This window comes from Vibrio hannami (assembly GCF_029589055.1).
Taxonomy (GTDB): Bacteria; Pseudomonadota; Gammaproteobacteria; order Enterobacterales; family Vibrionaceae; genus Vibrio; species Vibrio hannami.
The window spans coordinates 591,378-605,170 of the sequence record NZ_JARQZP010000006.1 but is presented as its reverse complement, the minus strand read 5'-3'; the positions used below and the strand labels follow the sequence as shown (position 1 = coordinate 605,170).

Genomic DNA, 13,793 nt, shown 5'->3' with positions numbered 1-13,793 from the left:
ATCAACTTAGAAGCTCTCATAAGAGAAGAGTAAATTTAAAGGAAAGTTTCAATGCAATACGGTTACTTTGACAACGACAATCGCGAGTATGTCATCACACGTCCAGACACCCCTGCTCCATGGACCAACTACCTGGGAACAGAGAAGTTCTGTACGGTTATTTCTCACAACGCTGGTGGATACTCTTTTTATAACTCTCCTGAGTACAATCGTGTAACCAAATTCCGCCCGAACGCTACGTTTGATCGCCCAGGACATTATGTCTACTTGCGTGATGATGAAACTGGTGATTACTGGTCAATCTCATGGCAGCCAGTGGCAAAAAGCCTGGATGAGGCAAACTACGAAGTCCGTCATGGCCTTTCGTATTCCAAATTTAAGTGTGAGTACAACGGCATTACTGCAACCAAGACATTGTTTGTGCCAAAAGGCGAAGACGCTGAAATCTGGGATGTTGTGATCCGAAATGACTCAGACAAACCAAGAACAGTTAGTGCATTCTCATTTGTAGAGTTCTCATTCAGCCATATCGCTTCAGATAACCAGAACCATCAGATGTCCCTATACTCTGCGGGTACAGAATATCGTGAAGGCGTAATCGAATATGACCTTTACTACAACACCAACGACTTCGAAGGCTTCTACTACCTTGCATCAACATTTGCACCAGATAGCTACGATGGCCAACGCGATAACTTCCTTGGTTTATACCGTGACGAATCCAACCCTATTGCAGTAGAAAAAGGGATTTGTTCAAACAAAACTCAAACCTGCTACAACCATTGCGGTTCACTGCACAAGCAGTTTGTTATTCAGCCAGGTGAAGAAGTTCGTTTCGCCTTTATCCTTGGTCTAGGCAAAGGCAACGGTGACAAGCTAAGAGAGAAGTACCAGAACGTAGAGAACGTTGATGCAGCATTTGCAGAGATAATTGCTCACTGGGATGAACGCTGCCGTAAGTTCCAGGTAAGTTCACCGAACAAAGGCCTGGATACCATGATTAACACATGGACACTCTATCAGGCTGAAACTTGTGTAGTGTGGTCTCGCTTTGCTTCATTTATCGAAGTGGGTGGAAGAACTGGTCTTGGCTACCGCGACACAGCTCAGGACGCCATGGCGGTTCCGCATTCAAACCCTCATATGACGAAGAAACGTATCGTTGATCTTCTTCGTGGTCAGGTTAAAGAAGGTTACGGTCTGCATCTGTTTGATCCAGATTGGTTCGATCCTGAAAAAGCCGATGTTGAGCCATCTAAATCACCGACTGTTGTTCCGACACCAAGTGACGAAGATAAGATCCACGGTTTGGACGATACCTGCTCAGATGATCATCTGTGGCTGGTACCAACGATCTGTCGTTATGTAATGGAAACAGGCGAAACCGGGTTCTTTGATGAAGTGATCCCATACGCTGATGGTGGTGATGCAACCGTTTACGAGCATATGAAAGCCGCTCTGGATTTCACTGAGAAACACGTTGGTGAAACTGGAATTGCCAAAGGCCTTCGTGCTGACTGGAACGACTGTCTGAACCTTGGTGGTGGTGAGTCATCTATGGTGGCATTCCTTCACTACTGGTCTATCAACGAGTTTGTGGAGCTGGCGAAATTCCTTGATCGTCAGGAAGATGTTGTCCGCTATCAGGCAATGGCCGACAAGGTTAAGGATGCCTGTGAAACGAACCTTTGGGATGATGAAGGTGGCTGGTATATCCGTGGCATTACTAAGCATGGCGATAAAGTGGGTACTAACCAACAAACTGAAGGTAAGGTACACCTTGAATCCAATACCTGGGCTGTTGTATCTGGCGCGGTTTCAGAAGAACGCGGTAAAAAAGCGATGGACGCGGTAGATAACTACCTGTATTCCGACTATGGCTTGCACCTGAATGCTCCATCGTTTGCTACGCCTAACGATGATATCGGCTTTGTTACCCGTGTTTATCAAGGCGTAAAAGAGAATGGCGCAATCTTCTCTCATCCAAACCCTTGGGCGTGGGTAGCAGAAGCTCAACTTGGCCGTGGTGACCGTGCAATGAAGTTCTACGATGCACTAAACCCGTACAACCAGAATGACATGATCGAAACACGAATCACGGAACCATACTCATACGTACAGTTCATTATGGGTCGCGATCATCAGGATCATGGCCGCGCTAACCACCCATGGTTAACTGGTACTTCCGGCTGGGCTTATGTAGCAGCAACAAACCATATCCTGGGTGTGAGACTTGGCTTCGATGGCCTGATTGTAGATCCATGTATTCCAGCTGAGTGGCCAGGCTTTGAAGTAACACGTGAATGGAGAGATGCAACGTACCAGATCAAGGTAGAGAACCCGAACGGGGTAAGTAAAGGCGTGGCTAAGGTGACTCTGAATGGTGAAGTCATTGAAGGAGCAGTTCCTGCTCAGGCTGCTGGTTCAGTGAATGAAGTTTTGGTGGTAATGGGTTAAATCTCCTCGTTCCCACGGGGATCGTGGGAACTAGAAAAGCACTCTACTCGTTCCCACGCTCTGCGTTGGGAATGCAGACCAGAGTAAATGGTATCTGAGCAGTTAGATTAGTAGCGCTGTATTTGCTCAGTGAGGTATGAATTCCCACGGGGACCGTGGGAACTAGAAAAGCACTCTACTCGTTCCCACGCTCTGCGTGGGAATGCAGACCAGAGTAAATAGTAACTGAGCAGTTAGATTAGTAGCGCTGTATTTGTTCCGTGAGGTATGAATTCCCACGGGGACCGTGGGAACTAGAAAAGCACTCTACTCGTTCCTACGCTCTGCGTTGGAATGCAGACCAGAGTAAATAGTAACTGAGCAGTTAGATTAGTAGCGCTGTATTTGTTCCGTGAGGTATGAATTCCCACGGGGACCGTGGGAACTAGAAAAGCACTCTACTCGTTCCCACGCTCTGCGTGGGAATGCAGACCAGAGTAAATAGTAACTGAGCAGTTAGATTAGTAGCGCTGTATTTGTTCCGTGAGATATGAGTTCCCACGGGGACCGTGGGAACTAGAAAAAGGTTAGTGAGGCAGTTAGAAGATGATTAAATTCGGTACCGGTGGCTGGCGAGCCTTTATTGGTGAAGAGTTCACCAAAGATAACGTACGTATTGTTGCCCAGGCGGTGGCTAACATCATCAACAATGAGAAAGTCGCTGATCGTGGTTTTATAATTGGTTATGACAGGCGTTTCTTATCGGATAAAGCTGCAAAATGGTTTGCGGAAGTACTGGCAGAGAATGGCGTTCCAGTAAGTTTTATCGACAAGTACGTCCCTACGCCAATTGTTATGTTTAAAGCAAAGCAGATGGGATGTGCATATTCAGCGTGTATTACTGCTTCTCACAACCCGGCTGATTACAATGGTATCAAAGTCTTTATTGAAGGTGGTCGTGATGCCGATGAAATCATCACGGAGAAAATCGAACAACAGGTCGCTGTAATCCAACATTCGGATGTTCGTAGCACAGACTTTGATACAGCTGTAAAAAAGGGACTGATCAAAATAATCAATCCGATGAACGAGTTTGTAGACTCGATCATCGACTTCATTGATATCGATGCGATCAAGCAGGCAAACCTGCGAGTACTGATCGATCCAATGTTTGGTGTGGCAAAAAATGCCCTGCAGACGGTTTTGATCAATGGTCGTTGCGATGTGGATGTGATCAATGATGGCGAAAACCCGGCGTTCGGCGGCTTAATGCCATCACCAAGTGCAGCTACGCTATATCGCCTGAAGCATATGGTAACTCACGAAGGATACGATATCGGTATTGGCACCGATGGCGATGCAGATCGACTCGGGATCATCGATGAAAATGGTGACTTCATTCACCCGAATGAAGTTCTGATCCTTCTCTACTACTACCTGCTGGAGTATAAGCAGTGGAAAGGATCTGTTGTTCGCAACATCGCAACCACTCATATTCTCGATAAGATCGCTGCCGACTATGGTGAGAAGAGCTTTGAGGTTCCGGTAGGCTTTAAGCATATCAGTTCCCAAATGGAAGCAGATGATTCACTCATCGGTGGTGAAAGCTCTGGTGGCTTAACGATACGTGGCCATATCAAGGGTAAGGATGGTGTATTTGCATCCAGCCTACTCGTCGAAATGATCAGCGTAACCGGTAAGAAGCTGTCTGAGCTACTTGAAGAGATCTACAGCAAATACGGTTATGCCTATACCGCAGAAGGCGATTGTACTTTTAAGCCTTCTGAAAAAGAATCTCTGTATAACAAGCTCTATGTAGAGAAGCTTCTGCCAGAGTTTGAGTATGAGATAGAAAACGTAAGCTATGCCGATGGGCTGAAGGTTTACTTTAGAAACGGTGGCTGGGTCATCGCCCGGTTCTCAGGCACCGAACCACTGCTAAGAATTTTCGCAGAGATGGAAGATAAACCAACTGCAGAGAAGATTCTGAGCCAAATGAAGGCGTTTTTGTCTTTATCCTAATTAATCTCTGAACCTACCCTATAGGCAGAGCGTTTGCCCGGCCGCTGTACCGCCGGGCTTTTTTTGCTTTCAGTTAAGAAAATGCCAATATCCCTTCCTGATCCAGCTCTATCGATATTTTATCCCCGACTGAAAGTGGATCATATGAGGTAGCAATTAACTTACTTCCACCTACCTCAATAACATATCTACAGTGATCTCCCATAAATTGCAGTTCCAACACTTTGATCTCGCTATTTTCATCAGGGCGGATGATCACATGTTGTGGTCTCAGCAGCAGGGTACACTCTTGTCCGGAAACAAGTTCAACTCTTGGTTGTGCTAGTACTTCACCAAGCACGGTTTTAAACTTGCTATCAGACACCATCGTCGCTGCAAGGTAGCTCCCTCCTCCAAGGAAGTCTGCTACAAACTTGCTTGATGGCTGATAATAGAGCTCACTAGCCGTACCAAACTGCTCTATCACACCATGATTCATCACTGCCATTTTATCAGCAAAAGCAAAAGCTTCTTCTCGGCTGTGGGTAACAAAGATAGCAGTAACACCCTGGCTCTTAAATATTTTACGGATCTCCCGAATAAGATCGTGTCTTACCTGAGTATCTATATTGGAAAACGGTTCATCCAATAACAGAAGATCTGGCTGATATGCCAAAGATCGTGCAATTGCAACTCTCTGCTGTTGACCTCCGGATAACTGATGTGGATAACGCTCGCCGTAACCGTTCAAGTGAACCAGAGAAAGCATCTCCTCTACCTTATTCTGCTTTTCAGAACTCGACGCACCTTTCAGACCAAAAGCAATGTTTTCGGAGACCGTCAAATGAGGAAATAGTGCGTAGTCCTGAAAAATCATTCCTATATTGCGTTTTTCTGGTGGTACCCACAGCTTTCCATCATCAAGCAACTGATCGTTTAGGCTCATCTTTCCTTCACTCAGAGGAATAAGCCCGGCGATAGCTTTAAGTAACGTTGTTTTACCACATCCACTCGCACCCAGGAGACATACGATTTCACCCTTTTCAACGTTTAGGTTTAGAGACTCTAATACAACCTGTTTCTCGTACTGACAGGTTAATTTATTAATCGAAAGAGTACTGCTCATTAATGTGTCTGCTCCAGAGAACGGTTTACAACAATAAGGGGGATAAGCCCCACAAGAATTAACAGAACCGCAGGTAAGCCCGCCAGCTCAAGGTGCTCATCAGATGCAAAATTGTAGACGTAGGTTGCCAGCGTTTCGAAGTTGAAAGGGCGCAGTAGTAATGCTGCGTTTAGCTCTTTCATTGATTCGATAAAGACAAGTAATCCCGCAACTAATACTCCTCTCCTAACCAAAGGAAGATGAACACGCTTTAACATCTGATTGGCATTGCATCCCATTGTCCTACTAGCCATATCCATTGAAGGAGATATTTTGTTCATACTGCTCTCTACGCTACCAATCGCAACTGCAGAGAACCGAACAACCATAGCAAATATAATAGCGAACATAGAGCCAGAAAGAATAAGCCCCGGCCTTCCCCACTCCATAAACTTTGCAACATCATTTATCCAATGATCCATAGTTAGCACTGGCGCCATAACACCAATCGCTAAAACAGTACCTGGAACCGCATAGCCTAGAGATGCTACTCGCATAAAACCTAGTGTTACCTTTGTACTCTCTACTCTGTTAGCAAAATTTACAACAAGCGCGATGATTACCGCTATAACTGCAGCAGAGAATGAGACTTTCAGGCTATTGATAGCATATCGCTGAAACTCGGCAGTCCAGCTTTGGGCAAAATACTCAATAGCATAGTAGCTCAACTGCATTAGCGGCAGGATAAATGCCGCAGCAACCAATCCCCAGCACCAAACCAGAGCTAGCCACTTTTTGGTTCCAGTCAGCTCATAGCGGATATTTTCACGCGAACTAAAACTGGTTTGGAATAGCTTTTGTTTTCGACGGCTATAACGCTCACCACTGAGTAAAAGAACTACCACCACCAGCATAATCGCAGATATCTTTGCTGCCGCATTCAGGTTAGAGTACCCCAGCCAGGTATCGTAAACCGCAGTAGTCAATGTATTCACCGCAAAGTAACTTACTGTACCAAAGTCACCGATAGCTTCCATCGCAACTAACGATAGCCCAACGGCAATAGAGGGCCTGGCAAGAGGTAATGAAATTCTTTTAAAACTTTCCCACGGTGAACACTTCAATAACCTCGCGGAGTGAAGCAAACTTACACTCTGCTCCATAAATGCAGCTCTCGCCATCAGGTATACATAGGGGTAAAACACCATAGCCAGAATAAGCGTAGCACCAGGGAGTGTTCTTAAATCAGGAAACCAGTACTCCCCAGCTCCCCAGCCCGTAACATCCCGAAGTAATACCTGGACAGGACCAGCAAAGTCAAACCAGTCGGTATAAATATATCCAACAATATAACCAGGCATTGCCAGCGGAAGCACTAATGCCCACTGAAGTATTTTCTCACCGGGTAATCGGCACATCGCCATTAGCCATGCGGAAGGCACACCAAAGATTAGTGCAAGAAACATGACACCAGTAACAAGTGCAATCGTATTGAAGGTATATGTCGGCAGAACGGTGCCAAACAGGTGAGCAAAAAGATCGTCTGTTTCACCAAGCGATAAATAGAAGATTGCCAGAATTGGCAAAACCAGCAGCAGGGCTATTGCCCCACTGCTGGTTTTTATTATTTTATGTGTTTCCATTAAAGGTCGAACTTAACTTCATCCAGTAGCTTAACTGCTGTGCTGTGGTACTTCGCAATATCTTCCAGCTTAACATCGTCAGCTTTAAAGTCACCCCATGAAGCCACAAGTTCTGAACGCTTAACACCTTCTTTAACCGGGTACTCATAGTTAACTTCAGCATACATCTGCTGAGCTTTCTCACCAGTCAGGAACTCCATAAGCTTCTGAGCATTCTCTTTATTTGGAGAGAATTTAGCCAGAGCCATACCACTTACATTAACGTGAGTACCTGTTGATTCCTGGTTCGGGAAGTTGATATACACAGAGTCAGCCCAAGCTTTCTGGTTTTCATCATTCACCATTTTACCTAGGTAGTAGCTGTTACCCAAAGAGACATCACAAAGGCCTTCTTTAATCGCTTTAACCTGAGCGCGATCATTACCTTGTGGTTTACGAGCCAGGTTAGCTTTTACGCCTTCAAGCCACTGCTTAGTCTCTGCCTCACCTTTGTGAGCGATCATTGAAGAGATAAGTGAGACGTTGTAAGGGTGCTTACCGGAACGAGTACAGATCTTGCCTTTAAACTCAGGACTTGTCAGATCTGCGTAGTTGAAGTCGATACCTAGTTTGCCAACACGGTCACGAGATGAGTATACGTTGCGAGTTCTTAGGGTTAGTGCAAACCACTCATCATCAGTCGAGCGGTATTGAGCCGGAATATTTGATTCAATAACCTTGCTATCTAATGGCTGAACCACTTTTTTATCAACCAGTTCAACCAGGCGGCTAATATCTGTAGTTAAGATAACATCAGCTGGGCTGTATTCACCTTCCTGTACTAACTTCTCAGCTAAGCCTTTTTTAGCAAACTTAACATTAACTTTGATGCCAGTTTCTTTGGTGAACTCGTTGAACATAGGTTCAACAAGGAAAGGTTGGCGATAAGAGTAAACGTTAACTTCTTCTGCTGCGATAGCTGAAAAACTAGAAGCACCAATTACAGCTGCTAGTAGTGATAGAGATTTTTTCATTGAATATACCTAATGCACTTAATGTAGATGGTAATAATAATGGTTATCAGTTGCGTTATTATATTCAGTTTAATTTATGGAAACAATGATCTCAAACAAAAAAATGGCCCGCATTACTGCGAGCCATTTATCACACTGTAAATATTTATTACTTAAGAGATACGAACTCTGGGTAAGCAACTACGCCACAGTCTTGCATATCCATACCTTCCATCTCTTCGTCTTCAGATACTCGGATACCTACTGTTGCCTTCAGGATAGCCCATACTGCAAGGCTTGCTGCGAATACCCAACCGAAGATAACTGCTGCACCAAGAAGCTGAGCACCAAAGCTAGCGTCACCGTTGCTTAGAGGTACAATCATGATACCGAAGAAGCCACAAACACCATGTACTGAGATAGCACCTACAGGATCATCAATCTTAACCTTGTCCATACCGATGATGCTGAATACTACTAGCGCACCTGCTACCACACCGATAATTACAGAAGCAATTGGTGATGGAGATAGAGGGTCAGCTGTGATTGCAACAAGACCTGCCAGAGCACCGTTCAGAATCATAGTCAGGTCTGCTTTACCCCACATAGTCTTACATACAAGCATTGCTGCGATTGCACCTGCTGCTGCTGCTGCGTTCGTGTTCAGGAAGATCTGACCAACTGCTGTCGCGTTTTCGAAATCAGAAACCATTAGCTGAGAACCGCCGTTGAAGCCGAACCAACCTAACCACAGGATAAATGTACCTAGTGTAGCAAGAGGCATGTTTGAGCCTGGGATTGGGTGAACTTCACCGTTTTTGCCGTACTTACCTTTACGAGCACCTAGTAGTAGAACACCTGCAAGTGCTGCTGCCGCACCAGCCATATGAACGATACCAGAACCTGCAAAGTCACTGAAGCCAGCTTCAGACAGGAAGCCACCACCCCAGGTCCAGTAACCTTCGATTGGGTAAATAACACCTGTTAGTACTACTGAGAACAGTAGGAAAGCCCAAAGCTTCATACGTTCAGCTACTGCGCCAGATACTACAGACATTGCTGTTGCAACGAATACTACCTGGAAGAAGAAGTCTGATTCCAGAGAGTGGTCTGCGCCTTCACCCTGAGTACCGATTAGGGCACCAATTGAAGGAATAAAGCCACCTTCCGCGTTATCAACATACATGATGTTGTAACCGATTAGCAGGTACATAGTACAAGCGATAGCATATAGAGCGAAGTTCTTAGTTAGAATTTCAGTTGTGTTCTTTGAACGTACCAGACCTGCTTCCAGCATCGCAAAACCTGCTGCCATCCACATTACCAGCGCACCTGAAATGAGGAAGAAAAAAGTGTCCAGTGCGTATCGTAATTCAGTTACTGTTGTTGCTAATTCCATTATAAAGTCTCCAATCCCTTAAAGTGCTTCTCTGTCCATTTCGCCCGTACGAATACGCACTACCTGGCTCAGGTCGTAAATAAAAATCTTACCGTCACCAATTTTTCCTGTGTGCGCTGCTTTTGAAACTGCTTCTACAACGCGGTCAACATTTTCAGCCTGTGTTGCAATTTCAAGCTTTACCTTAGGCAGGAAATCCACCTGATATTCAGCACCACGATAAAGTTCAGTGTGACCTTTCTGACGACCAAAACCTTTTACTTCTGATACCGTCATCCCTTCGATACCAACATCAGACAACGCTTCACGTACATCATCTAACTTGAATGGTTTGATTATTGCGTTAATAAGTTTCATTGCATCCCCTCTGAGCATTAAGTCCTATAACAGGGATATAACAATCAAGAGGTATGCCAAGTTTTTAAACTATTGTTTTTATTGAACTTGAATGAAAAATGTTAAGAAAGATAAATTCAACTGCACCATTACAGTGCATGTGGATCACCTTTTTGATGCGAAATTTAATTACGCCCCAAGCTTGTGCACTCAAATTAAGGAAGGTAAAGGGAGGGAGGAAAAGGGACTGTTAAGAAATAAATTCGAGAAGGGATTTTAACAGGTCTTCAAAGTCTTCCAGACCACAGGCAGAAGTACTTTCACTGTCATAGAAGTCAAACTCACTATCTGCTTCCATCTCTTCTCCATATGCCAGTACATTTTCCTGAATTACCACTTCTTCAGTGGTCAGGTATGCAGAAATCTCCGTACCACGGATAGTTAGTTCCTGAATATCCCCAGACTTCAGTTCACCGACAGAGACTAACAGTTCGGTGACCTTTTGCTTATTTGTCGTTAGCTCTTCTTCTAGCCAACGCGCGACCACCTCATGCCCCATGCTGCATTTGATATGAAGGCCGCCGGTAAGGCTGTTTTTAGTAAATTGGAATTCCATAGGAGTTACGGGTTACGGGTTACGGGTTACGGGTTACGGGTTACGGGTTACGGGTTACGGGTTACGGGTCAGATTAACAAAAAGAGCTCCCAGCAAATGGGAGCTCTTCAAAGTCTAATTAAAGTTAATAAGTATTAAGCTAAATAGCTTTATTCTTATTGACCTTTAACTTCTTTAAGACCGTTGTAAGGTGCTTTCTCACCTAGAGCTTCTTCGATACGAATTAGCTGGTTGTACTTAGCAACACGGTCAGAACGGCTCATAGAACCAGTCTTGATTTGGCCAGCAGCAGTACCTACCGCTAGGTCAGCGATAGTTGCGTCTTCAGTTTCACCAGAACGGTGAGAGATTACTGCAGTGTAACCAGCATCTTTAGCCATCTTGATAGCTGCTAGAGTTTCAGTTAGAGAACCGATCTGGTTGAACTTGATAAGGATAGAGTTAGCGATGCCTTTCTCAATACCTTCAGCAAGGATCTTAGTGTTAGTTACGAATGAGATCGTCACCAACTAGCTGGATCTTGTCACCTAGTAGTTTAGTCTGGTGTGCGAAACCATCCCAGTCAGACTCGTCTAGACCATCTTCGATAGATACGATTGGGTAGTCTTCAACTAGACCAGCAAGGTAGTGGTTGAACTCTTCAGAAGTGAAGATTTTTCCTTCACCCTTCATGTTGTAGTTACCAGCTTCTTTGTCGTAGAACTCAGATGCAGCACAATCCATAGCTAGAGTTACGTCTTTACCTAGCTCGTAGCCTGCTAGCTCAACAGCTTCTTTGATTGCAGCTAGAGCAGCAGCGTTAGACTCAAGGTTAGGAGCGAAACCACCTTCGTCACCTACAGCAGTGCTCATGCCTTTACCTTTAAGTACTTTAGCAAGGTTGTGGAATACTTCAGCACCGATACGTAGACCTTCTTTAAGAGTCTTAGCACCAACTGGCTGGATCATGAATTCCTGGATATCAACGTTGTTGTCAGCGTGCTCACCACCGTTGATGATGTTCATCATTGGTAGAGGCATAGAGAACTGACCAGCAGTACCGTTTAGCTCAGCGATGTGCTCGTATAGAGGCATGCCTTTAGCTGCAGCAGCAGCTTTTGCGTTTGCTAGAGATACAGCTAGGATTGCGTTTGCACCGAAGTTAGATTTGTTTTCAGTGCCGTCTAGGTCGATCATTACCTGGTCGATGTCAGCTTGAGCTTTTGCGTCCTTGCCAACTAGTGCTTCAGCGATTGCGCCATTTACAGCTTCAACTGCTTTAAGAACACCTTTACCTAGGAAACGTGCTTTGTCACCGTCACGTAGCTCAAGAGCTTCGCGAGAACCAGTAGATGCGCCAGATGGAGCTGCCGCCATACCTACGAAACCGCCTTCTAGGTGTACTTCAGCTTCTACAGTTGGGTTACCACGTGAGTCGATGATTTCACGACCTAGAACTTTAACGATCTTAGACATTATGTTTCCTCTCGTTTCAATTTAAATGTCATAACTAATGAGCAGCAGCACTACCAATCTCTACTGCCCGTATCCTTACTTACTTATCAAATTCACCGCGCTGGTATTCACCAGCTGCTTTTACGAAACCTGCAAATAGTGGATGACCATCGCGAGGCGTCGAGGTAAATTCTGGGTGGAATTGAGCTGCAACAAACCAAGGGTGTGCTGGATTCTCAATTACCTCAACAAGCTTCTTATCTGCAGACAGACCCGACACTTTAAGACCTGCTTTTTCAATTTGCGGACGAAGGTTGTTGTTTACTTCATAACGGTGACGATGACGCTCATGGATCTTAGCGTTTCCATATAGCTCATACGCTTTAGTCCCTTTCTCAAGATGACATAATTGAGAACCAAGGCGCATTGTGCCACCAAGGTCAGACTGCTCGGTACGTTCTTCAACTTTACCTTCGCCGTCTACCCACTCTGTGATCAAGCCTACCACAGGGTATTTAGTATCTTTATTAAATTCTGTTGAATGTGCGCCATCAAGACCTGCTACGTTACGCGCGTATTCAATAAGAGCAACCTGCATACCCAGACAGATACCAAGATAAGGCACATTGTTTTCACGAGCATACTGAGCTGCTCGAATTTTACCTTCTACACCACGGTCGCCGAAGCCACCAGGTACTAGAATCGCATCAAGACCTTCAAGTGCTTCTTCACCTTTAGTCTCAACGTCTTCTGAATCTACATACTTAATGGTAACGTTAAGACGGTTTTTCAAGCCTGCATGCTTAAGTGCTTCGTTAACTGATTTATAAGCATCCGGCAGTTGGATGTACTTACCAACCATACCGATAACAACATCCCCTGTTGGGTTTGCTTCTTCGTAGATTACCTGTTCCCACTCAGAAAGGTCTGCTTCAGGTGCATTAATACCAAAACGCTGACAAACCAGATCATCAAGACCCTGAGCTTTAATAAGCTGTGGAATTTTGTAGATAGAATCTACATCTTTCATTGAGATAACCGCTTTCTCAGGAACGTTACAGAATAGTGCAATCTTCTTACGTTCGTTTGCTGGGATCATGCGATCGCTACGACAAACAAGAATATCTGGCTGGATACCGATAGAAAGCAGCTCTTTTACAGAGTGCTGAGTAGGTTTTGTTTTAACTTCACCAGCTGCTGCTAGGTAAGGAACAAGAGTCAGGTGCATAAACATAGCACGCTCACGACCTAGCTCTACTGCTAGCTGACGAATCGCTTCCATAAATGGTAGTGATTCGATATCGCCTACCGTACCACCAACTTCAACGATAGCAACATCGTGACCTTCAGAACCTGCAATTACACGGTCTTTAATCGCGTTTGTGATATGAGGGATTACCTGAATAGTAGCACCAAGGTAGTCGCCACGACGCTCTTTTCGAAGTACGTCAGCGTATACACGACCTGCTGTAAAGTTGTTACGCTTAGTCATCTTGGTGCGAATGAAACGCTCATAGTGACCAAGGTCTAGATCGGTTTCTGCGCCATCTTCCGTGACGAACACTTCACCGTGCTGAATCGGGCTCATAGTACCCGGGTCAACGTTGATGTAAGGGTCAAGCTTCATCATGGTCACTTTTAGACCACGAGCTTCTAAAATAGCCGCTAGAGATGCTGCTGCAATACCTTTACCTAGTGAGGAAACAACCCCGCCAGTAACAAAAATGTAATTTGTCGTCATGTTTAACCTGAAATTGGTTGAATGAGGGAAATGAGTACTTTCTGGACGGGACGTAAATATACCAGAAGCCCTTTACCACCACAACGTGAA

General features: G+C 44.9%; 9 protein-coding genes and 1 pseudogene. 2 read left to right on the top strand and 8 right to left on the bottom strand.

Going from position 1 to position 13,793, the window contains the following annotated elements:
* The first annotated feature begins 51 nt into the window (after nt 1–51).
* Both P7F88_RS14185 and P7F88_RS14180 read left to right on the top strand, forming a co-directional pair.
* Nucleotides 52–2,457, top strand: a complete 2,406-nt coding sequence (locus tag P7F88_RS14185; RefSeq protein ID WP_277825709.1) for a glycoside hydrolase family 94 protein — start codon at nt 52–54, stop codon at nt 2,455–2,457.
* A gap of 585 nt (nt 2,458–3,042) precedes the next feature.
* Nucleotides 3,043–4,458 (top strand): phosphoglucomutase/phosphomannomutase family protein, encoded by a 1,416-nt coding sequence (locus P7F88_RS14180; RefSeq protein ID WP_277825707.1) that lies wholly within the window; start codon nt 3,043–3,045, stop codon nt 4,456–4,458.
* A gap of 73 nt (nt 4,459–4,531) precedes the next feature.
* Here P7F88_RS14180 and P7F88_RS14175 read toward each other — a convergent pair whose 3' ends face one another.
* From P7F88_RS14175 to P7F88_RS14140, 8 genes and pseudogenes are all read right to left on the bottom strand, one after another.
* Nucleotides 4,532–5,563: an ABC transporter ATP-binding protein gene (locus P7F88_RS14175; RefSeq protein WP_277825705.1), complete on the bottom strand. Its 1,032-nt coding sequence runs from the start codon at nt 5,561–5,563 to the stop codon at nt 4,532–4,534.
* Entirely contained in the window at nt 5,563–7,185 is a 1,623-nt protein-coding gene (locus P7F88_RS14170; protein ID WP_277825703.1) for an ABC transporter permease, read from the bottom strand. Before P7F88_RS14170 ends, P7F88_RS14175 begins: the two co-directional genes overlap by 1 nt.
* Nucleotides 7,185–8,198, bottom strand: coding sequence for a Fe(3+) ABC transporter substrate-binding protein (locus P7F88_RS14165; RefSeq protein ID WP_277825701.1), 1,014 nt, complete (start codon nt 8,196–8,198; stop codon nt 7,185–7,187). Before P7F88_RS14165 ends, P7F88_RS14170 begins: the two co-directional genes overlap by 1 nt.
* A gap of 148 nt (nt 8,199–8,346) precedes the next feature.
* Nucleotides 8,347–9,576: an ammonium transporter gene (locus P7F88_RS14160; RefSeq protein ID WP_277825699.1), complete on the bottom strand. Its 1,230-nt coding sequence runs from the start codon at nt 9,574–9,576 to the stop codon at nt 8,347–8,349.
* An 18-nt stretch (nt 9,577–9,594) separates the two neighbouring features.
* Nucleotides 9,595–9,933: a P-II family nitrogen regulator gene (gene glnK / locus P7F88_RS14155; RefSeq protein ID WP_277825697.1), complete on the bottom strand. Its 339-nt coding sequence runs from the start codon at nt 9,931–9,933 to the stop codon at nt 9,595–9,597.
* A 229-nt stretch (nt 9,934–10,162) separates the two neighbouring features.
* Entirely contained in the window at nt 10,163–10,528 is a 366-nt protein-coding gene (locus tag P7F88_RS14150) for a YacL family protein (protein WP_277825695.1), read from the bottom strand.
* A 155-nt stretch (nt 10,529–10,683) separates the two neighbouring features.
* Nucleotides 10,684–11,983: pseudogene (gene eno / locus P7F88_RS14145) on the bottom strand (phosphopyruvate hydratase).
* Nucleotides 11,984–12,062: 79 nt separating this feature from the next.
* Nucleotides 12,063–13,703, bottom strand: coding sequence for a CTP synthase (locus tag P7F88_RS14140; RefSeq protein ID WP_277825693.1), 1,641 nt, complete (start codon nt 13,701–13,703; stop codon nt 12,063–12,065).
* Nucleotides 13,704–13,793: the final 90 nt, after the last annotated feature.

What these genes read in the sequence shown, in the direction of transcription:
- P7F88_RS14165 (WP_277825701.1), bottom strand. Translation starts at nt 8,198, where the DNA reads ATGAAAAAATCTCTATCACTACTAGCAGCTGTAATTGGTGCTTCTAGT.
- P7F88_RS14140 (WP_277825693.1), bottom strand. Translation starts at nt 13,703, where the DNA reads ATGACGACAAATTACATTTTTGTTACTGGCGGGGTTGTTTCCTCACTA.
- glnK (WP_277825697.1), bottom strand. Translation starts at nt 9,933, where the DNA reads ATGAAACTTATTAACGCAATAATCAAACCATTCAAGTTAGATGATGTA.
- P7F88_RS14175 (WP_277825705.1), bottom strand. Translation starts at nt 5,563, where the DNA reads ATGAGCAGTACTCTTTCGATTAATAAATTAACCTGTCAGTACGAGAAA.
- P7F88_RS14150 (WP_277825695.1), bottom strand. Translation starts at nt 10,528, where the DNA reads ATGGAATTCCAATTTACTAAAAACAGCCTTACCGGCGGCCTTCATATC.
- P7F88_RS14170 (WP_277825703.1), bottom strand. Translation starts at nt 7,185, where the DNA reads ATGGAAACACATAAAATAATAAAAACCAGCAGTGGGGCAATAGCCCTG.
- P7F88_RS14160 (WP_277825699.1), bottom strand. Translation starts at nt 9,576, where the DNA reads ATGGAATTAGCAACAACAGTAACTGAATTACGATACGCACTGGACACT.
- P7F88_RS14185 (WP_277825709.1), top strand. Translation starts at nt 52, where the DNA reads ATGCAATACGGTTACTTTGACAACGACAATCGCGAGTATGTCATCACA.
- P7F88_RS14180 (WP_277825707.1), top strand. Translation starts at nt 3,043, where the DNA reads ATGATTAAATTCGGTACCGGTGGCTGGCGAGCCTTTATTGGTGAAGAG.